At 58.4% G+C, this 21,581-nt stretch carries 15 protein-coding genes; 10 read left to right on the forward strand and 5 right to left on the reverse strand.

The genetic code is table 11. From position 1 onward, the window contains the following. The 5 genes from bcsZ to WFN61_RS17075 all read left to right on the forward strand — a co-directional run bounded on the left by bcsZ (window position 1) and on the right by WFN61_RS17075 (window position 9,889). Window positions 1-1,104 (forward strand): cellulose synthase complex periplasmic endoglucanase BcsZ, encoded by a 1,104-nt coding sequence (bcsZ, locus tag WFN61_RS17055; RefSeq protein WP_144817949.1) that lies wholly within the window; start codon window positions 1-3, stop codon window positions 1,102-1,104. After that, a complete protein-coding gene (bcsC, locus tag WFN61_RS17060) occupies window positions 1,092-4,649 on the forward strand; it encodes a cellulose synthase complex outer membrane protein BcsC (RefSeq protein WP_337038983.1) in 3,558 nt (1,185 codons plus the stop codon). The genes bcsZ and bcsC overlap by 13 nt, the downstream gene beginning before the upstream one ends. Before the next feature lie 113 nt (window positions 4,650-4,762). Further along, entirely contained in the window at window positions 4,763-6,769 is a 2,007-nt protein-coding gene (gene hmsP / locus WFN61_RS17065) for a biofilm formation regulator HmsP (RefSeq protein ID WP_312174443.1), read from the forward strand. A gap of 156 nt (window positions 6,770-6,925) precedes the next feature. Continuing rightward, entirely contained in the window at window positions 6,926-8,212 is a 1,287-nt protein-coding gene (locus tag WFN61_RS17070) for a dicarboxylate/amino acid:cation symporter (RefSeq protein ID WP_144817952.1), read from the forward strand. A 186-nt stretch (window positions 8,213-8,398) separates the two neighbouring features. After that, window positions 8,399-9,889, forward strand: coding sequence for a M16 family metallopeptidase (locus WFN61_RS17075; RefSeq protein WP_144817953.1), 1,491 nt, complete (start codon window positions 8,399-8,401; stop codon window positions 9,887-9,889). A 55-nt stretch (window positions 9,890-9,944) separates the two neighbouring features. On the opposite strand, the gene WFN61_RS17080 is transcribed toward WFN61_RS17075, so the two are convergent. Next, window positions 9,945-10,874, reverse strand: a complete 930-nt coding sequence (locus tag WFN61_RS17080; RefSeq protein WP_186370575.1) for a sugar kinase — start codon at window positions 10,872-10,874, stop codon at window positions 9,945-9,947. A 235-nt stretch (window positions 10,875-11,109) separates the two neighbouring features. Here WFN61_RS17080 and pdeH point away from each other — a divergent pair, with 235 nt between their 5' ends. The 3 genes from pdeH (at window position 11,110) to WFN61_RS17095 (ending at window position 14,728) form a co-directional block, all read left to right on the forward strand. Beyond that, complete coding sequence (pdeH, locus tag WFN61_RS17085; protein WP_144817955.1) at window positions 11,110-11,880, forward strand: cyclic-guanylate-specific phosphodiesterase; 771 nt, start codon at window positions 11,110-11,112, stop codon at window positions 11,878-11,880. Window positions 11,881-11,954: 74 nt separating this feature from the next. Then, on the forward strand, window positions 11,955-14,015 hold the full coding sequence (locus tag WFN61_RS17090; RefSeq protein ID WP_144817956.1) for an AsmA family protein: 2,061 nt from the start codon (window positions 11,955-11,957) through the stop codon (window positions 14,013-14,015). Between the two features lie 200 nt (window positions 14,016-14,215). Then, window positions 14,216-14,728 carry a hypothetical protein gene (locus WFN61_RS17095; RefSeq protein WP_144817957.1) on the forward strand — a complete coding sequence of 171 codons (513 nt, stop codon included), beginning with the start codon at window positions 14,216-14,218 and terminating at the stop codon, window positions 14,726-14,728. A 59-nt stretch (window positions 14,729-14,787) separates the two neighbouring features. Here WFN61_RS17095 and WFN61_RS17100 read toward each other — a convergent pair whose 3' ends face one another. From WFN61_RS17100 to WFN61_RS17110, 3 genes are all read right to left on the reverse strand, one after another. After that, window positions 14,788-16,110 carry an MFS transporter gene (locus tag WFN61_RS17100; protein WP_144817958.1) on the reverse strand — a complete coding sequence of 441 codons (1,323 nt, stop codon included), beginning with the start codon at window positions 16,108-16,110 and terminating at the stop codon, window positions 14,788-14,790. A gap of 272 nt (window positions 16,111-16,382) precedes the next feature. After that, complete coding sequence (gene yhjD / locus WFN61_RS17105; protein ID WP_257758744.1) at window positions 16,383-17,423, reverse strand: inner membrane protein YhjD; 1,041 nt, start codon at window positions 17,421-17,423, stop codon at window positions 16,383-16,385. Between the two features lie 58 nt (window positions 17,424-17,481). Beyond that, window positions 17,482-18,390 carry a LysR family transcriptional regulator gene (locus WFN61_RS17110; protein WP_257758743.1) on the reverse strand — a complete coding sequence of 303 codons (909 nt, stop codon included), beginning with the start codon at window positions 18,388-18,390 and terminating at the stop codon, window positions 17,482-17,484. A gap of 118 nt (window positions 18,391-18,508) precedes the next feature. Here WFN61_RS17110 and WFN61_RS17115 point away from each other — a divergent pair, with 118 nt between their 5' ends. Then, a complete protein-coding gene (locus WFN61_RS17115) occupies window positions 18,509-19,267 on the forward strand; it encodes an SDR family NAD(P)-dependent oxidoreductase (RefSeq protein WP_144817961.1) in 759 nt (252 codons plus the stop codon). A gap of 50 nt (window positions 19,268-19,317) precedes the next feature. On the opposite strand, the gene WFN61_RS17120 is transcribed toward WFN61_RS17115, so the two are convergent. Continuing rightward, a complete protein-coding gene (locus WFN61_RS17120; protein WP_222889305.1) occupies window positions 19,318-19,716 on the reverse strand; it encodes a YdeI family stress tolerance OB fold protein in 399 nt (132 codons plus the stop codon). A 226-nt stretch (window positions 19,717-19,942) separates the two neighbouring features. Between WFN61_RS17120 and WFN61_RS17125 the strand changes: the two genes are divergently transcribed. Further along, the gene (locus tag WFN61_RS17125) at window positions 19,943-21,541 is read left to right on the forward strand and encodes an STY4199 family HEPN domain-containing protein (protein WP_144817963.1); all 1,599 of its coding nucleotides are present in this window, start codon (window positions 19,943-19,945) and stop codon (window positions 21,539-21,541) included. Window positions 21,542-21,581 lie beyond the last annotated feature (40 nt).

Genomic DNA, 21,581 nt, shown 5'->3' on the forward strand with positions numbered 1-21,581 from the left:
ATGAAAACCTTACTGCGTGGCGCGATAGCGGCCACCCTGCTGCTGGCGGCGGCAAGTACGCACGCCGCCTGTAGCTGGCCGGCCTGGTTGCAGTTTAAAAAAGATTACCTCAGCGACGGTGGCCGGGTGATCGACCCCAGCGACGCCCGGAAGATCACTACCTCCGAGGGGCAGAGCTACGGGCTGTTTTTTGCTCTTGCCGCCAACGACCGTCCCGGCTTTGACACGATCTTAACCTGGACTGAGGATAACCTCGCCGAGGGCGATCTCGCGGCCCATCTTCCCGCCTGGCTGTGGGGCAAGAAGGGGGAAGAGGAGTGGGCCGTGCTGGACACTAACTCTGCCTCCGACGCCGATATCTGGATCGTCTGGTCGCTGTTTGAAGCCGGACGCCTGTGGAAAGAGCCGCGCTATACCGCGCTGGCCCAGGGGCTGCTCAAGCATATCGTCAGCGAAGAGGTGGTGAGCGTGCCGGGGCTGGGCTCTATGCTGCTGCCGGGTAAAATTGGCTTCGCCGAGAAAGAGAGCTGGCGCTTTAACCCCAGCTATCTGCCGCCGCAGGTGGCGCAGTATCTCACCCGCTTTGGCGCGCCCTGGACCACGCTGCGGGAGACTAATCTGCGGCTGCTGCTGGAGACGGCTCCCAAAGGCTTCTCCCCGGACTGGGTAAGCTATGAGAAAAATCGCGGCTGGAACCTGAAGCCGGAGAGCAAGCTGGTCTCCAGCTACGACGCCATCCGCGTCTACCTTTGGGTCGGTATGATGCACGACAGCGATCTGCAAAAAAATCGTCTGCTGGCGCGCCTTAAGCCAATGGCGGCAATAACGGCGAAAAACGGCGTGCCGCCGGAGAAGGTCAACGTGACAACCGGTGCGGCTCAGGGCAACGGCGCGACGGGCTTCTCTGCCGCCCTGCTGCCGTTTATGCAAAACCGCGATGCACAAGCGGTACTGCGCCAGCGCGTTGCCGATAACCCGCCCGGCAGCGACGCCTATTACAGCTACGTGCTTACCCTCTTCGGACAGGGCTGGGATGAGCACCGTTTTCGTTTCACCTCCCAAGGTGAACTCCAACCTGACTGGGGCCAGGAATGCGCACGCTAACCCTACGCTTACTTGCTTTATCACTGGGCATCGCGCTGATGCCAAAGACGTATGCGGCCCCGACAGCCCAACAGCAACAGCTGCTGGAGCAGGTTCGGCTCGGCGAATCGACCCGTCGTGAGGATCTGGTGCGCCAGTCGCTCTACCGGCTGGAACTTATCGATCCCAATAATCCCGAGGTGATTGCCGCCCGCCAGCGCTATCTGCTGCGCCAGGGCGACACCGCAGGCGCTCAGCAGCAGCTCGATCGGCTCGCCCAGCTTGCGCCCAACTCTGCGGCCTACCGCGAAGCGCAAAGCGCGATGACGCTCTCTACCGCGCAAGGGCGGCAGGGGTTGCAGGAGGCGCGGCTGCTGGCGACGACCGGCCACACGGCGGAGGCCATCGCGGCCTACGACAAGCTATTGCAGGGTAACCCGCCGGAGAGCGATCTCGCTGCCGAGTACTGGACGCTGGTGGCAAAGGTTCCCGAGCGGCGTAGCCAGGCCATTACTCAGCTGAAGAGCGCCAACGACCGCTATCCTGGCAACCCTCAGCTACAAAACTCGCTGGCGCAGCTGCTGTTTGCCAGCGGACGCAGCGACGAAGGCTATACCGTCCTGCGACAGATGGCGAAGTCGGGCACCACCCGTGAAGCGGCGGCCGCCATCTGGTATCAACAGATTCAAAACATGCCGGTGAGCGATGCCAGCGTGCAGGCGCTGCAACAGTTCCTGAACCAGTTTAGCGACGGCGACACGGTGGAGACCGCCCGGGCGACGCTGGCGAAACAGCAGCAGCAGCTGGCCGATCCGGCGTTTCGTGCCCGCTCCCGTGGACTGGCCGCGGTGGACGCCGGGCAGGGCGGACAGGCTATCGCCTCGCTGCAGCAGGCGCTGAATGCCGATCAGAACGACGGTGAAACCACCGGGGCGCTCGGGCAGGCTTATTCGCAAAAGGGCGATCGCGCCCGGGCGGTTCCCCTGCTAGAGAAAGCCATTGCCCTTGCGCCGCAGAGCAGCAACCGCAGCAAGTGGGACAGCCTTCTGCAAACTAACCGCTACTGGCTGCTGATCCAGCAGGGTGACGCCGCGCTGAAGGCCAATAATCCCGCGCAGGCGGAACGACTTTACCAGCAGGCGCGCGCGGTGGATAACACCGACAGCTACGCGGTGCTGGGCCTGGGGGACGCCGCCGTGGCCCGCAAGGACAGCGCCGCCGCCGAACGCTACTATCAGCAGGCGCTGCGCATGGACAGCGGCAACAACAACGCGATTCGCGGCCTGGCTAATCTCTATCGCGAGCAGTCGCCGGAAAAAGCCTCCGCCTGGATTGCCGCGCTCCCTGCCAGCCAGCGCCGCAGCGTGGATGACATTGAGCGCAGTCTTGCCAACGACCGGCTGGCGCAGCAGGCTGAAACCCTGGAGAACCAGGGGCGCTGGGCGCAGGCGGCAGAAATTCAGCGCCGTCGGTTGGCGAGCGATCCGGACAGCGTCTGGATCGCCTACCGCCTCTCCCGCGATCTCTGGAGCGCCGGACAGCACGCCGAGGCCGACGCGCAGATGCGCGATCTGGTTCGCCGCCAGCCTAACGATCCTACTCAGGTCTACGCCTACAGCCTCTATCTCTCCGGCAATGACCAGGATCGTGCCGCGCTGGCGCACCTTAACACCCTGCCGCGCAGCAAATGGGACAGCAATATGCAGGAGCTGGCGAGCCGCCTTGAGGGCAACCAGCTGCTGGAGACCGCCAACCGCCTGCGCGACAGCGGCAAGGAGGCAGAGGCTGAAGCCCTGCTTAAGCAGCAGCCCGCCTCTACGCGTATCGATCTCACTCTCGCAGACTGGGCGCAGCAGCGCGGTGATTACGCTACTGCCCGAGCCGGGTACGAAACTGTGCTGGCCCGTGAACCGGCTAACGGCGATGCTCGTCTGAGCCTGGTAGAGGTGGCGATTGCCGAGGGCAATCCACTTGCGGCGCGCCAGCAGCTGGCAGCAATGAACGAGATGCTGCAGACCGAGCCGCCGTCTATCAACATGCAGCGGCGAATGGCGCTGGTGCGGTCGCAGCTGGGGGACAAGGTGTTGGCCCAGCGCACCTACGACACCCTGGTGCCTGAGGCGAAGGCTCTGCCGCCGTCGCAGGACAGCGCCCTGGTGCTGCGTGACTACGCCCGCTTCCAGCAGGCCAACGGCCAGCCGCAGCTAGCCCTGGCGAGCTATAACGAGGCGATGGTTGCCGCTGGCATTGCGCCAGTACCCGCCCGGGATAACGACACCTTTACCCGCCAGACGCGTAACGATGCCAGCGATGACTGGCTGAAGCGCGGCCTGCGCAGCGACGCCGCCGATCTCTACCGTCAGCAGGATCTCAACGTCACGCTTGAGCATGACTACTGGGGCTCCAGCGGGACCGGCGGCTACTCCGATCTGAAAGCCAATACCACTATGCTGCAGGCCGATGCGCCGCTTGCCGATGGCCGGATGTTCTTCCGTACCGACGTGGTCAATATGGACGTGGGATCCTTCGCCACCGATGAGAACGGGCTATACGATCCCAACTGGGGGACCTGCGGCCAACTTAACTGCGTTAACGGTGATAAGAGCCAGTCCGACGGCGGGGCAAGCATTGCGGTTGGCTGGCGCAACGACACCTGGGCGGGGGATATCGGCACCACGCCGATGGGCTTCAGGGTGGTGGATATCGTCGGCAGCCTGAGCTACAGCAACGATCTCGGCCCGGTAGGCTATACGCTGGATGTGCATCGTCGTCCGATCTCCAGCTCCCTGCTGGCCTTCGGCGGTCAGAAAGATGCTTCCAGCTACTACTATGCTCCGGACGATCCGGACGCTCCGGATGACGAGGAGCGCGACACTAGCAACGATCGCGGCGGCACCGGCAAGACCTGGGGTGGCGTTCGGTCAACCGGCGGTGGGGTGAGCCTGAGCTATGACCAGGGCGAAGCGCATGGCGTCTGGGCGAGCCTGAGCGCCGACACGCTCACCGGTAAAAATGTGGATGACAACTGGCGCGTGCGCTGGATGTCGGGCTACTACTACAAGCTGGTCAACGAAGATAACCGCCGTGTCACCGTCGGCCTGAACAATATGCTCTGGCACTACGACAAAGATCTGAGTGGCTACTCGCTGGGCCAGGGGGGCTACTACAGCCCGCAGAAATATCTCTCGTTTGCCGTGCCGGTCACCTGGCGTGAACGCACCGAGAACTGGTCGTGGGAGCTGGGTGGTTCGGTCTCGTGGTCGCACTCGGCCACCAGTACCCAGGCTACCTACCCCAAGCTTAACCTGATCCCGGACACCTATCGTGCTCGGGCGGCGGATGAGAAAGAGTTTGGCTCTAAAAGCAACGGCTTTGGCTATACGGCGCGCGCCCTGATTGAGCGTCGCATTACCTCTAACTGGTCCGTTGGCGCGGCTATCGATATTCAGCAGGCGGAGGATTATACCCCGAGCCACGGCATGCTCTACGTCCGCTACTCCCAGGCGGGCTGGCAAGGCGATATGGACTCGCCGCCGCAGGTGTTGACGCCTTACGCCGACTGGTAACGCGCAAGGCTCTCTATCCCGGTCTTAATCTGCTGTCAGAATCGAGTATACTCTGACAGCAGGCAGGTAGCCGTCGGTTACTTTTGCGGACACGGAGTATTTGGAGAGTCAATTTGCGCGTTAGCCGTTCGTTAACCATTAAACAGATGGCGATGGTCTCGATCGTCGCCATGGTGTTTATTTTTCTTTTTTGCGTGATTTTGCTGTTCCACTTTGTGCAGCAGAATCGCTACAACACTGGCACGCAGATGGAGAGCATCGCGCGCTCGGTGCGTGAGCCGCTGTCCGCTGCCATCCTGAAAGGCGATATCGCCGACGCGGAGGCCATCCTTAAGCGTATCCAACCCGCGGGCGTGGTCAGCCGGGCAGACGTTGTCTTGCCGAATCAGTTCCAGGCCCTGCGCATGAGCTTTATTCCCGAGCGGCCGGTTCCGGTGACCATCACCCGGCTGTTTGAGCTGCCGGTGCAGATCTCACTGCCTATCTACTCTATGGAGCGCCCCTCCAACCCACAGCCGCTGGCCTATCTGGTGCTGCAGGCGGACTCGTTCCGCATGTACAAGTTCGTGATGAGTACTGTCTCAACGTTAGTCACTACTTACTTACTTTTAGTGCTGATCATGACGGTGGCGCTCACGTGGTGCATCAGCCGGCTGATTATTCGCCCGCTGCGCAAGATCGCCCGCGAGCTCAACGACCTGTCGCCCCAGGATCAGCTGGGGCACCAGCTGGCGCTGCCCCGTCACCATCATGACGATGAGATCGGCATGCTGGTGCGCGGCTATAACCGCAACCAGCAGATGGTGCTGCGCCAGCATGAAGAGCTGAACAGCCAGGCGACGCGTTTCCCCATCTCGGAGCTGCCCAATAAAGCCTTTATGATGGCGCTGCTGGAGCAGACCGTGGCCCGGCAAAAAACCACCGCGCTGATGGTGATCGCCTGTGAAACCCTCCAGGATACGGCGGGCGTGCTGAAAGAGAGCCAGCGCGAAATGCTGCTCCTGACGCTGGTAGAGAAGATGAAGTCGGTGCTGGCTCCGCGTATGGTGCTGGCGCAGGCGAGCACGGACACCTTTGTCATTATTGGCCACGGCGCGAGCGAGCCGTGGCACGCCATTACGCTGGGTCAGCAAGTGCTCACTGTTATTAATGAGCGTCTGCCGGTGCAGGGCATTCAGCTGCGCCCGAGCGCCAGCATCGGTATCGCCATGTTCTACGGCGACGTGACCGCAGAGCAGCTCTACCGGCGGGCTATCTCGGCTGCGCTCTCTGCTCGCCGTAAAGGCAAAAACCAGATCCAGTTCTTTGACCCCGAGCAGATGGCGACGGCGCAGAAGCGGCTGACGCAAGAGAGCGATATCTTAAACGCGCTGGATAACCATCAGTTTGCCATCTGGCTACAGCCGCAGGTCAATCTCGCTACCGGGGAGGTGGTCAGCGCCGAGGCGCTGCTGCGCCAGCAGCAGCCGGACGGTAGCTGGGCACTACCAGAGGGGCTTATTGACACCATCGAGTCCTGTGGGCTGATGATCGTTGTCGGCCACTGGGTGCTGGAGGAGTCCTGCCGCCAGCTCGCGGCCTGGCAGGCGCGGGGCATTATGCTGCCGCTGTCGGTGAATCTCTCGGCGCTGCAGCTGATGCACCAGGATATGGTTCGCGATCTGCTTGGGCTGCTGGAGCGCTACCAGATTGCGCCCGGCACCCTGATCCTTGAGGTGACCGAAAGCCGTCGTATCGACGATCCACACGCGGCGGTGGCAATCCTCCGTCCGCTGCGCAACGCCGGGGTACGTATTGCGCTGGATGACTTCGGCATGGGCTATGCGGGCCTGCGTCAGCTCCAGCATATGAAGTCCCTGCCGGTAGACGTGCTGAAAATCGATAAGATTTTTGTTAAGGGCCTGCCGGAGGACAGCAGCATGGTTTCGTCAATAATTCATATGGCCCGCAGTCTCGATCTGGATGTTATTGCTGAGGGCGTTGAGACCGAGGCGCAGCACGTCTGGCTTCAGGAAGCGGGCGTGGAAATGGCCCAGGGTTATCTGTTTGGCCGTGCGGTAGCGCCGGAGGCGTTTGAGCAGCAGCATAATCTTTCCCGTGTGATGGACGGCAGCGCGTAGCAATCATTGCACTTGTGCGAGCCAGCTCAAATTTCTTAACATTTGTGTTTCAAATTTAGAGTAAGTTTATTTCTGCGATGTTGTTGGGGTGTTATTTTAAGACCGCAGGCGACCTAACCCTACAATGCCTGTGGTTTTTAATTCAAGGACACCTCTATGAAAGCCTCACTCTTTAAAAGCCTCTACTTTCAGGTGCTGACCGCCATCGCTATCGGTATTTTGCTCGGTCACTTCTACCCTGAACTCGGCGCACAGATGAAGCCGCTTGGCGACGCCTTTGTGAAGCTGATTAAAATGATCATCGCCCCCGTGATCTTCTGTACCGTAGTGACCGGCATCGCAGGCATGGAAAGCATGAAAGCGGTAGGCCGCACCGGCGCGGTGGCGCTGCTCTACTTTGAGGTGGTCAGCACCCTGGCGCTGATCATCGGTCTGATTATTGTCAACGTGGTGCAGCCGGGCGCAGGCATGAACGTTGATGTCGCGACCCTGGATGCCAAAGCGGTCGCGGTCTACGCTGCCCAGGCAGAGCAGCAGGGCACTGTCGCCTTCCTGATGGATGTGATCCCCTCCAGCGTTATCGGCGCGTTTGCCAGCGGCAATATTCTCCAGGTACTGCTGTTTGCCGTGCTGTTTGGCTTTGCTCTCCATCGTCTTGGCCACAAAGGTCAGCTGATCTTTAACGTTATCGAGAGCTTCTCTCAGGTCATCTTTGGCATCATCAATATGATCATGCGCCTCGCGCCCATCGGCGCGTTTGGGGCCATGGCCTTTACCATCGGTAAATATGGCGTGGGGACCCTGATCCAGCTCGGACAGCTGATCATCTGCTTCTACGCCACCTGTATTCTGTTTATCGTGGTGGTGCTGGGAAGCATCGCTCGCGCCACCGGCTTCAGCATCTTCAAATTTATCCGCTACATTCGCGAAGAGCTGCTGATCGTGCTCGGCACCTCGTCGTCCGAGTCGGCTCTGCCGCGTATGCTCGATAAGATGGAGAAGCTCGGCTGCCGTAAATCCGTAGTCGGGCTGGTTATTCCCACGGGCTACTCCTTTAACCTCGACGGCACCTCCATCTACCTGACAATGGCAGCGGTGTTTATCGCCCAGGCCACCAACAGCCATATGGATATTGTCCATCAGATTACGCTTTTGGTGGTGCTGCTGCTCTCCTCGAAAGGCGCGGCGGGCGTTACCGGCAGCGGCTTTATCGTGCTGGCGGCGACTCTCTCGGCGGTAGGGCATCTGCCGGTGGCCGGGCTGGCGTTGATCCTCGGTATCGACCGCTTTATGTCTGAGGCGCGAGCGCTGACTAACCTGATCGGCAACGGCGTGGCGACCATCGTGGTAGCAAAATGGGTGAAAGAGCTGGACCACAAACAGCTGAAAGATACCCTTAATAACCGTGCGCCAGACGGCAAAACAGGCGAAATTTCCTCATAATCTGCTGACTTATGCCCGTTGTCCCTTGTAGGGGCGCGGGCACCTGCGCATAATTACCCCCTATTTTTTACTTCCCGGTGTGACGTTTTGCTTTTTTGGCTGTCTAACACGGAGTGTTAAAACTTCATTTTAGGCGGCCTGGGTTGCAGGCGGTCTTTTAACCAGGAATGTTGATCAGGGGTTTACATGCAGGGCACAAAAATTCGACTCATAGCTGGCGGTTTGCTGATGATCGCAGCCAGTTACGTGCAGGCAGATGCGCTCCAGCCCGACCCGGCATGGCAACAGGGGACACTGGCAAACGGTTTTCAGTGGCAGGTGTTAAGTACGCCGCAGCGCCCCAGCGATCGGGTTGAGATCCGCCTGCTGGTGAATACCGGTTCGCTGACGGAGAGCACCCAGCAGAGCGGCTTTAGCCATTTTATTCCACGTATCGCCCTGTCCAATAGCGGCAGCCTTGAGCCAGCGCAGGTGCGCTCGCTCTGGCAGCAGGGCATCGATCCCAAGCGCCCGCTTCCTCCGGCGCTGGTCTCTTACGACTTCACGCTGTTTAATCTCAGCCTGCCCAATAACCGCAGCGACCTGCTGAAAGAGGCGCTGGTCTACCTCTCGGACATTACCGGCAAGCTCACCGTGACGCCGGAAACGGTAAATCACGCCCTGAATAGCGACGATATGGTGGCAACCTGGCCGCCAGAGACCAAAGATAACTGGTGGCGCTACCGCCTGAAAGGGTCGACCCTGCTGGGACACGATCCCGCCTCGCCGCTGAAGAAGCCGGTCGATCCTGCCCAGCTGAAGGCGTTCTACCAGAAGTGGTATACCCCGGACGCGATGACGCTGATTGTGGTAGGGAATATCGATAGCCGCACCGTTGGCGAGCAGATCAATAAAACCTTTGGCGATCTAAAGGGGAAACGAGAGACGCCTGCTCCGGTGCCGACGCTCTCTCCGCTGCCGCGCGAGCCGGTGAGCATCATGACCGACGCCGTACGCCAGGATCGGCTCTCGCTGATGTGGGACGTGCCGTGGCAGCCGATTCGTGAATCCGCCGCGCTGGAGCGCTACTGGCGGGCAGACGTGGCTCGCGAGGCGCTGTTCTGGCATCTCCAGCAGACCCTGACCAAAAATAACGCCAAAGATATTGGCCTCGGCTTCGACTGCCGGGTGCTGTTCCAGCGTGCGCAGTGCGCCATTAACGTCGACTCCGCGCCCGATAAGCTCAGCGCCAATCTCGCGATGATTGCCCGCGAGCTGAAGAAGGTACGCGACAACGGCCTGTCAGAGGATGAGTTTAACGCCCTGATTGCCCAGAAGAAGCTGGAGCTGCAAAGGCTCTTCACGACCTACGCCCGCACCGATACCGACGTGCTGATCAGCCAGCGTATGCGCTCTCTGCAAAACCAGGTCGTGGATATTGCCCCTGAACAGTACCAGAGGCTGCGCCAGAACTTCCTCAATGGCCTGACGACCGAGATGCTGAACCAGAGCCTGCGCCAGCAGCTGACCCAGGATCAGTCGCTGGTGCTGCTGCAGCCGAAAGGCGAGCCGGAGTTTAATATGAAGGAGCTGCAGGCCACCTGGGACCAGGTGATGAATGCCGAAACGTCTGCCCTTGTGCCTGCCAGCGATGAGGTGCATCAGGACGTGACGGATATTCCTCCCGCTCAGCGGTAGCGCCGTGCGGTTAACCGGCCCGCTGCCAGCGGCAGGGGCCGGAAATGCCAGTCGATCAGTTCGGCATTGCCTCGCGGGGAATAATCGCCCCACGATACTGGATCACGGTGCTGGCGGTCAGGTGACCGCGCTGTGCCGCCGCCTCGGCATCGCCGCCGGTCAGGCGTACGGCCAGGTAGCCCGCGCTAAAGGAGTCACCCGCCGCAGTGGTATCAATAACCTTCTCTTTTGGCAGCTTCACCGCCGGCACGTCAATCACCGCTTCACCGGCGATCGCCACCAGGCAGGAGTCCGCTCCGCGCTTCACCACCACTTCACTGACGCCAGCGGCCTGGGTGCGAGCAATCACCTCTTCTACGGGCTTCTCGCCCCACAGCGCATCTTCGTCATCAAGGGTCAGGAACGCGATATCGGTGCAGGTCAGCATCTGCTGGTAGACCCGTTGGGTCTCCTCTTTGCTGGCCCACAGGCGCGGACGGTAGTTGTTATCAAAAATCACCTTGCCGCCGTTGGCGCGGCACTCGCGCAGCAGGGAGAGCAGCTTGTCGCGGCTGGCCGGGCTCAGGATGGCCAGGCTGATCCCACTCAGATAGAGATAGTCAAAGTTCGCCAGCTCTTCGCAGATAGCGGCAGACTGCTCGCTCTCCAGCCAGAATTTGGCTGCGGCTTCGTTACGCCAGTAGTAGAAGGTGCGCTCGCCGGTGCTGTCGGTTTCGATATAGTAGAGACCCGGCAGACGGTTCTCCATGCGCTGGGTAAGGGTGGTATCGACGCTTTCGCTCTGCCAGGCATCCAGCATCTGCTGGCTAAAATTATCCGTCCCCAGCGCCGTAACGTAGTGTACCGTCAGCGCGGCCGGATCGACCTGGCGGGCAACATAAACGGAGGTATTTAAGGTATCGCCACCAAAGCCACGGTTCACCTCTGTGCCTTTCTGTGACAGCTCAATCATGCATTCGCCAATGACGGCAATTTTACTGGACATAGTCATCAACCTGAGTCGGATAAATATTGGGAGTAGTGTGCGTTGCGCATGCTGCGTGGTCAATCATATTAAAACAACGTTCCAATAAATTTTTGAGCTAGCGCGTGTTAAGTGCAGATTCCCGCTACACAATTTTATTTTGCTGCTTGATTGAACATAAAGTTCTCACCCGCCGCGCCGATAACTCATAGACGAGTTCCGCCAGGTCACTCACTCTATTACAGGACATCTGACAATGAAGTTGAAGCAGGTTATCCAGCGGCTAAGCATTCCGGAGGCGAGCATCGAAAGCCTGGAAGAGCGGCGCTACTGGCTGCAATGTGAACGTGCCTACACTTACCAGCCCATCTATCGCGTGGATGGCAGCCTGATGGCAATCGAAGTCTTAACGATCGTTACGCACCCGGATAATCCATCCCAGCGTATTGCGCCTGACCGCTACTTTGCGGAGGTCGCGGTCCGTCAGCGTCTGGATGTCATGCTGGAGCAGATCAACCTCCTCGCCCAGCAAAACGCCTTTTTTGTGCAGAATAACGTGCTCGCCTCGGTCAACGTCGACGGTCCAACGCTGCTGGCGATGCGCCAGAACCCGCAAATGATGGCGCTGGTTGAGACGCTGCCGTGGCTGCGCTTCGAGCTGGTTGAGCATATTCGCCTGCCGGAGGACTCCTCCTTCGCCTCGATCTGTGAAATTGGCCCGCTGTGGCTGGACGACTTCGGGACCGGGATGGCGAACTTCTCTGCGCTGAGCGAAGTACACTACGACTACATCAAAGTGGCCCGCGAGCTGTTCATCATGCTGCGTAAGACGCCGGAAGGGCGCAACCTGTTTACGCTGCTGCTGCAGCTGATGAATCGTTATTGCCAGGGCGTGATTGTGGAAGGCGTAGAGACGCTGGAGGAGTGGCACGACGTACAGGCGTCACCGGCCTTTGCCGCACAGGGTTATTTCCTCTCTCGTCCCGCACCGCTGGCAAACCTCGAAAGCGTTATTCTCGCTCTATAACATCAGGTTGCACTCCTTTCTCACAGGCTCAGCTATCTTTATGACAGGCAAGGCAAGAATGGAAGGATGCAAGCATGACAAGAACAAGTAAGGTAATCACTGCCGTCCTGGGAACGCTTTTGTTGCTGATCGTGGTGGCCATCATCATTATCGCGACGTTTGACTGGAACCGTCTTAAACCCACTATCAATGAGAAGGTCTCCACTGAGCTGAATCGTCCCTTTGCAATACGCGGTGATTTAGGCGTGGTCTGGGAGCGGCAGAAGCAGGAGACCGGCTGGCGCAGCTGGGTGCCGTGGCCGCATGTGCATGCCGAGGATGTGATCCTTGGCAACCCGCCCGATATCCCTGAGATCACCATGGTGCACCTGCCACGGGTTGAAGCCACCCTGGCACCGCTGGCGCTGCTGACCAAAACCGTGTACCTGCCGTGGGTGAAGTTTGAGAAGCCGGACGCGCGGCTGATCCGCCTGTCGGAAAAAACCAACAACTGGACCTTTAACCTGGCAGGCAGCGACGAGCCGAAAGATAAAGATGCGCCGCCGTCGGCCTGGTCCTTCCGCCTCGACAATATTCTTTTCGATCAGGGCCGCGTGGCGGTCGATGACAAGGTCAGCAAGGCTGACGTTGAGATCCTGATCGATCCGCTTGGCAAGCCGCTGCCGTTTAGCGAAGTGACGGGTAGCGATAAAGAGAAAAACACCAAAGTAGGCGACTATGTGTTTGGCCTGAAAGCGAAGGGTCGCTACAACGGTCAACAGGTGACCGGTACGGGTAAAATTGGCGGCATGCTGGCGCTGCGTAGCGAAGGGACGCCGTTCCCGGTGCAGGCTGACTTCCGCTCTGGCAATACCCGCGTGGCCTTCTCCGGCACGGTGAGCGACCCGATGAAGATGGGCGGGGTCGACCTGAAGCTGAAGTTTGCCGGTAACTCGCTGGGCGAGCTGTACGATCTCACCGGCGTGCTGCTGCCGGATACGCCGCCGTTTGAAACTGACGGTCGGCTGGTGGCGAAAATCGACGCTGAAAAGAGCTCTGTCTATGACTACCGTGGCTTTAACGGCCGCATCGGCGACAGCGATATTCATGGCTCCCTGACCTACACCACCGGTAAGCCTCGGCCAAAACTGGAGGGCGATCTTGAATCGCGCCAGCTGCGTCTGGCGGATTTAGGCCCGCTGATTGGCGTCGACTCCGGGAAGGGGGCTGAGAAGTCGAAGCAGTCGGAGGAGAAGAAGGGCGAGAAGAGCAATCAGCCCGCAGGCAAAGTGCTGCCCTACGATCGTTTCGAAACCGACAAGTGGGATACCATGGATGCCGACGTGCGCTTCAAAGGGCGGCGTATTGAGCACGGCAGCTCCCTGCCGATCAGCGATCTCTCAACCCATATCATCCTGAAGAACGCAGACCTGCGCCTCCAGCCGCTGAAGTTTGGCCTGGCGGGAGGAACCATCTCTTCCAATATTCATCTTGAAGGGGATAAGAAGCCGATGCAGGGCCGGGCGGACATTCAGGCTCGTCGGCTGAAGCTGAAAGAGCTGATGCCGGATGTGGAGCTGATGCAGAAAACCATCGGTGAGATGAACGGCGATGCCGAGTTCCGTGGGACGGGTAACTCTATTGCCGCGCTGCTCGGCACAAGCAACGGCAATTTAAAACTGCTGATGAATGACGGCGTGGTCAGCCGCAACCTGATGGAGATCCTCGGCCTTAACGTCGGGAACTTTATCGTCGGGCAGATTTTCGGTGACGATGAGGTGCGGGTCAACTGCGCCGCTGCTAACCTGAACCTGGTCAACGGCGTGGCGCGTCCGCAGATCTTCGCCTTCGATACCGAGAACGCGATCATCAACGTCACCGGCACCGCCAGCTTCGCCTCAGAGCAGCTTGATCTCACCATCAACCCGGAGAGTAAGGGGATCCGTATCGTGACCCTGCGCTCGCCGCTCTACGTGCGTGGCAGCTTCAAGGATCCACAGGCGGGGGTGAAGGCCGGCCCGCTGATCGCCCGCGGTGCGGTAGCGGCAGCCCTGGCGACGCTGGTTACCCCGGCCGCAGCGCTGCTGGCGCTGATCTCTCCGTCAGAGGGCCAGGAGAATCAGTGCCGGAATATTTTGGCGCAGATGAAGAAGTAAGCCGGAGAGCAGGATGAAAAAGCCCGGTGGCGTTAGCGCTTACCGGGCTTTTGCTATTTTAATGTGATGACGTGCAACGGTGGTAAGAACAGTCTCAGTTTCAGAATTTCCGTTGGTTCGGTGGTGACCGTGTTGGATTGGTTGACTATATGGCTGCTACGCTACTGCCATGTTAAATCACTTCAAGATATTGCTTCACAATGCCTTCACGCTTTAAATATTTAAACTTCTCTGCAGCAGCTCTCCTGGCGGTAACGACTTTTGCACAGGCCGAAGAGACCATTGCTTTTAATACGGGCTCATTTGTCTACCATCTGCTTGGGAATCATGGTCAATACACCGAGAAGTTTGATAATGAATTCTATTCAATCGAAAAGAAACTTCCTGACCACCCCGATTACAGTTTGCTCGTTGGGACAATGAGAAACAGCTACGGGGATCGTTGCCTTTCTCTTGGTGTCAGAAAAGACTGGGCGGAAAAAGATAACATTGTTTTTAAGGGTATTTACGGATATACCGGCGAATTCTTTTTTGACGAATTTAGCAAATGCGGTGATGAGGGCATTTATCACTCATTTAAAAATATCACCGGCGTCGGTTTCGCGCCCTATATCTATCATGCGGTTCAGTATAATTTTACCCATTACTTTGGTGTGGAATCAGGGATCATTTTCCCTTCAGTATTTGTGGTAAGCCTGAACTGGCGGTTCTGAAGGAATTCGTCAGGAGGGGTAGGCCCGGTAAGCGCTAACGCTACCGGGCTTTTTTATACTTACAGAGACTGGTTTTTGGTTTCGTGGGTCAGCACCAGCGCAATCAGCGTCAGGGTTGCCATGGCCGCCAGGTAGACGCCGACGTAGAACAGGCCGTAGTTGGCGGTCAGCCAGGCGGCAATGTACGGTGCCACCGACGCACCCAGGATGGAGGAGACGTTATAGGAGAACGATGCCCCGGTATAGCGTACCTCGGTCGGGAACAGCTCCGGCAGCAGCGCGCCCATTGGACCAAAGGTCAGCCCCATCAGGCTCAGGCCGATCAGCAGATAAGCCATCACCAGCGCCTGGCTGCCTGAACCCAGCAGCGGCGGGAAGACAAACAGCGCAAAGATAATGATCAGCGAGGTGATGACGATCATGCTCTTGCGACGACCGTAGGCGTCCGCCAGCAGGCCAGCAATCGGTACCATCACGCCAAAGCCAATTACCGCCAGCATCAGCATCCACAGCACCTCGTTACGCGGTAATCCAAGGCCCACTGGCGCAGGTGCCGTGCTGTAGGTCATGGAGTAGACGGTCATAATGTAGAACAGCGTGTAGGTCGCCAGCATGATAAAGGTGCCCAGCACGGTGACGCGCATGTGCCTGGTCAGCAGCGTGCCCAGCGGGATCTTCACCTGCTTCTTGGCTGCGGCGACCTTGGCGAACACCGGCGACTCGTGCAGGGAGACGCGGACGTAGAGACCGATCAGCACCAGCACGGCGGAGAAGATGAACGGCACGCGCCAGCCCCACTCCATAAACTGCTCGTCGGTCAGCAGCCACGACAGCAGCAGGAAGGTGCCGTTAGCAAAGAAGAAGCCGATGGGTGCGCCCAGCTGCGGGAAGGAGCCGTAGAGCGCCCGCTTGCGTGGCGGGGCGTTCTCGGTTGCCAGCAGCGCTGCGCCGCCCCACTCACCGCCGAGACCCAGACCCTGACCAAAGCGCGCCAGCGCCAGCAGCAGCGGAGCAAAAATACCGATGGTGGCATAGCTCGGCAGCAGGCCGATCAGTACGGTAGAGATACCCATCGTCAGCAGGGACGCCACCAGCGTGGCTTTACGCCCGACGCGATCGCCAAAGTGACCAAATACCGCAGAGCCGATTGGACGTGCCACGAAGGCGATAGCAAAGGTCGCCAGCGACTGTAGCGTGGCCGCCGTCGGGTCACCTTGCGGGAAGAAGATGTGCGGAAAGACGATGACCGCCGCGGTGGCGTAAATATAGAAGTCGAAAAACTCAATCGCCGTACCAATGAGCGAGGCGATGACAACTTTATTACGCGAGTTGACCGGGGGGCTTTCCTGTTCGTGATCGAGCGTTGTGGCGGTAGCTTGCATAGAATTTTCTTATTTTTGGCGAACGAAGGGCCATATTACGCACAGCAAAAGCGACATTTCAATCTGTAACAGGGCACGCAGGCGGTGATAAAAACGGCAAAAAGTGAATAATTTTCGTGCCTGAGTTTTCACATCTATGAAATGCTTCACAGAAATGAGATATCAGCAGATAAAACCACTTTTTGGTTAAATAAAAGTTACGGAGTGGTTTTTAATGCTGAAATGGGGAGTTGGGCTGAAACTTTGCGTTTTGATTCAGCCCAATAGTGTGGTTAGAGGGTCTCTTTACCCGGCATTTTGACGTCGTCTTTGTACTCTGCCGTGGCAATCCACGCCGCGCAGAACAGCGTCAGGCGGGCGAAGAAGTAGAAGAAGGCCATGATGCCCAGCACCGAGCCAAACGCCGCGCCTGACGGAGAGGTCACCAGCGAAGGCAGGGTCCAGGTCATGATGATCTTAATCACCTCAAAGCCTACCGCCGCAATCAGCGTACCGCGAATCAGCGCCTTCTTGCGTGGACGGTGGCGCGGCAGCCGCCAGAAGATCCAGAAGAAGAGCAGGAAGTTAGCGCAGATAGAGATCGCCAGGCCAATGAGCTGCCAGGCCGGTTTAAGCCAGTCGATGTAGTCCAGATAGAGCGCAGAGATGATCATCTGCTGCGCCGCACCAGCGATAGAGGTGATAGAGAGGGTGATCACCAGCGCGACCAGCAGGCCAATCAGGGAGATAAAATCACGGAAGTATTTTACCCAGATCTTCTCATTGTCCTGGGGCTTGCGCTCCCACTCGTCCCGGGACTGGGCGCGAATCGCCTCACGCAGGTTGCCCATCCAGTTGATGCCGGAGTAGAGCGCGACCGCCAGACCAACGATACCGACGGTGGTACGCTGCTCGACGGCGGTTTTTATCGTGTTGCGCAGCGTATCGGCCACGGTGCGGTCGCTGACGTTGAGCAGGATCTTGTTAAAGATATCCTGCAACAGCGTGGGGTGGGAGACCAGGATAAAACCCGCTGCGGCAAACGACACCATCAGGATGGGGATCATCGACAGGAATGAGAAATAGGTAATGGCCGCCCCAAACTGGTTGCCCATCCGGTCATTGAAGCGCTCGGTGGCGCGGATCAGGTGCGCTACCATGGGTCGACGCTGGATCTTCCCTGCCGCTTCGGTGACCGTCTCTACCACGCCCTCCGCTTTGCCGCTCAGCAACGGCTCTGACTCAGATTCGGGCTTATCGGTGGTATCGACCTTTTTAACAGGTTCGTAGTCCAGGTGCGGGACCGGTCGCTTGGCGCTATTTTCCGGGGTCATCGATACGGCTTCCTTCTCTGCTTAGCGTGATGTACCGCAAATTATAGACCCTCATCACCTAAGCGGGTGAATCGACGTAATCCTTCATAACGCTCGTCAGCCACTCCATAAACAGGTGTACCCGCCGGGAGAGGTTACGGCGATGGGGATAGATCAGCGACACCGGCATGGGCTCGGCACGGTACTGGGGCAGGATCTCTACCAGCGTGCCCTGGCGCAGGTCATCACGCACGCCGGTACGCGGCACCTGGATAATCCCCAGTCCCGCCAGGCATGCCGCATGATAGGTCTCGGTGCTGTTGACCGTCAGGATACCGCCGGTTTTGATCCACCGCGTGGTATTGTCCTGATAAAATTCAAAGCCCTGCGGCCGCGTGCCGAGATGGACAGCGTAGTGCACCACCGCATGGGAAGAGAGATCCTCCAGCGTTTCCGGGTAGCCAAAACGTTCCAGATAGGCGGGGCTGGCGCAGTTGACCATTGACAGCCTGCCGAGCGGGCGAGCGATCAGCCCGGAGTCTTTCAGCGTGCCAACGCGCACCACGCAGTCAAAGCCTTCGCGCACCACATCTACCAGTCGGTCGCTGCTGCTGAGCTCAATTTCAATGCCGGGATACTGCTGCACGAAGGCGGGCAGGCGCGGGATCACCAGATTACGCGCCACTCCCACCGGCATGTCTACCCGTAACTTGCCGCTGATGCTGGCCGGATCGTGGATAAACAGGCTGTCCAGCTCATCGAGGTTAGAGAGCAGATCCCTGGCGCGCTCGTAGTAGACCATACCGTCCTGGGTGAGCTGAACCCGGCGCGTGGTCCGGTGCAGCAGTTGGGTACCGAGATGGTTCTCCAGGCTCTGGATCTGACGCGAGACGCTGCCTTTAGGCACGCCAAGGGAGTCGGCGGCGCGGGAAAAGCTCGCCAGCTCGGCAACACGAACGAAAAGCTGCATTGCGTAAACTTTATCCATCCTTGCCACCTATTGTTGTCATCAATGAAACAGTGAAGCGTATTCAGCAGGCTTTATTGATTATCTATCACTTAATAAGCTCTTTCTCAATCACCCACCATCAGAAATGAGGTTTCTTATGACGCATCGTATTGCTTTAGTGACCGGCGGCAGCCGTGGATTGGGAAAAAATGCCGCATTGAAGCTGGCCGAGAAGGGCGTAGACATTATCCTGACGTGGAATAGTCGTGAGGAGGATGCCCTTGCCGTAGTACGTGAAATTGCGCTGAAAGGCGCGAAGGCCGTGGCATTGCAGCTCGACGTTGGCGATAGCAGCAGCTTCGAAAACTTCGCCCGCCAGGTACAGGATCAGCTAAAACAGACCTGGCAGCGCGACACCTTTGATTATTTAATAAACAATGCCGGGATCGGTATAAACGCCGCCTTTGCGGAGACCACCGAGGCGCAGTTTGACCAGCTTGTGAACATCCATTTCAAGGGGCCGTTCTTCCTGACCCAACACCTGTTACCGCTGATTAAAAACGGCGGGCGGATCCTGAACGTATCCAGCGGGCTGGCTCGCTTTGCGCTGCCGGGCTACGCCGCATATGCAGCGATGAAAGGGGCGATGGAAGTGTTAACCCGTTACCAGGCGAAAGAGTTGGGGGCACGCGGGATCTCAGTGAATATCATTGCACCGGGGGCCATTGAAACCGATTTTGGTGGCGGTCGGGTACGTGATGATGAGCAGCTAAACCAGTTCGTCGCCGCGCAAACGGCGCTGGGCCGCACGGGATTACCAGACGATATTGGCAACGCCATAGTGGCCCTGCTCAGCGATGAGCTGGGGTGGATGAACGCTCAGCGCGTCGAGGTGTCAGGCGGGATGTTCCTGTAAGGGTATAGCATGCCGGGCAGCGCTCGCGCTTGCCCGGCCTACCGGGTAAGTTACTCTTTTTGCAGGCGGTGCACTTTAATCTGGGCTGGCTTCTGTTTCTTATCCAGCGAGCCGCTAATGCCGACCAGCTGATCGGAATCGATCTCTCGACCGTCAAAGACTGCCATAGGGATATAAACATCGACCTCACCGGTTTTATCGCGGAAGGTATACATATCATTCCCTTTTTTAGCGGTGAGGTGCCCACGCAGGGAGACGGAACCCCCGTCATGCATGTCCAGCGCCTGTTTAACGTTCATGGTGCGAGCATCTTCAATGCCGCGATAGCCGTCGTCGAGCTTATGCGGCGGCGGCGGTGCTTTATCCGTATTCAGTCCCGGTGTATCTTCGGCCAGTGCCGGAAGGGTGAATAAGGCGGCCACCGTGGCGGCAAGTAACATTTTCTTCATAGATACTCCTTTCGCATGTGCCTCAAATACCTCTGCACTAAGCCTGGCATAGGAAATTCCGCTCTGGATAAGGAATGCTCTGTTTTATTTCCCTTTCTCTTTTATTACCTCCATCACTGATATTTAATACAAAGTGGCTTATGATTTAACTCACTGGAATCTAAGAAAAATTAAGCTGCGTAGACGGCTGGAATTAACTTTCGTTAATTGTGGTTAAGGGAAAATAATGACACACAGCACATCGCTCAGGAATCGCGAACAATTTGAAACCTGCATCGGGATTATTCGCCAGGCGTCTATCGAAATTTTGTTATTGCTGGACGTTCGCGTAAGTGAAGGGAAGGATCCGCGCTGGTTTCTGGAGCAGCTGGAGAACGCCCGCCAGAGCCTTGGCGGCTGGGGCGCAGTGGCGCAGCGCCTGAAGCTCAACGATGCCGAGCTAACGCAGTTCACCATGCAGCTACGCCATCTTCAGCAGCTGGTTCCTCAGTATGAAAGCGGACAGGACGTCAGTGAAAATCAGCTGATTGCCGCGCTGCGCTTTGTCGCCGCGCTGGAGCACCTTCGTCTGCAGCAGCCTCTGCTGACCTATCCCACCTCTACCGAAACGGTCAACGGCGAAGCCCAGCTCAAGGGGCTGTCCCAGCTGCGCGCCCTAGAGCTGATGATTAGCGGGCTGGTTTATGCCGCCTGGCCGGATGGCGTCAAGCTACGTAACCACCTGAAAACGCAGTTTGGTCAGGATCGCGTGCGCCGCTGGTTAAAGCTGGGGGAGCGCAACGACGTGCTCAGCGGAATGCTGTTTAGCGAGCTGGCGCTGATGCTGGTGGATAAAAAAGAGTTTTCCCGCCACTACGCTTCGCTGTTTAACGACAGTTCGGTACTAACGCTATTTGCTGACCCGCGCAAGACCCTGCAAACCCTGCTCAATGATATTCGGCAGATCCGTAATACCCTTACCGCGCAGAAGCCACTCTCTGCCATCCAGCTGACTATGCTGGACACCTACTACCCGCAGATCGCCGCCCCGGTTCAGCGCGCCTTCAACGAAGGTCGCACCACCGTTAATCCGGCCAGCCTGTTAACCACCGACGTGGACGAGCTTAACGCGTTTAAAGCGCGGACGGTTAAAAAGGCGGGCGCGGGAGGAGATATTTTCGAGGTGGGTGAAGATATCGAGCGACCCGAGCGCCGTGCCGTTCGCTCACCGGAGCAGCGTATCCGGCTGGTCTCGGGTATTCTCTGGGGCGCGGTTGGCGTGATGGTGCTGGCGATCATCGTCGGCGGCGTTATGTTGATAAACAGCACCCCTCCCGCTCGCGCGGTAAGTGAGCCGCCCGCTCAGGCGCAGGTGCTGACCAACACGCAAAATGAGCAAGACACGCCTACCTCACGGATGCAGCTGACCCGGATGGGCATCACGTGGGATGAGAGCAATCTTCGCTCGGCGATAGACCGCAACGATACCCGCATCGCGCAGCTCTTTTTGAAGGGGGGAATGGACTGGAAGCTCTCCTGGACCGAGCAGGCGTTGTCGGCAGGCAATGATGAGGTGCTGACCCTGCTACTGCGCTACCAGCGCCAGATGGTTGAGCCGCGCCCCTGCCGTCGCTTTACCGCGACGCTCAGTCACGCGATGCTAAACGGAGAGAAGCTTACCGGGCAACGGAAAGATTACCTGCGCGCCTTCTGTACCCGTTCTGCCGTGGTAGAGCGCCAACGCTACGAAACCGAGCAGGCAAAGATCCGTAATAAAGCGCAGCCTGATGAGAGCACCCGCCAGTGGCTGGCGATCCAGACTGCGATCTATAACGTGATCCGCTAATACGCTATTTGCTGATAAATTATTTGCTGATAAACAGGGG

The organism is Pseudescherichia sp. AS216 (assembly GCF_037152055.1).
In the GTDB taxonomy this organism is placed as follows: Bacteria; Pseudomonadota; Gammaproteobacteria; order Enterobacterales; family Enterobacteriaceae; genus Pseudescherichia.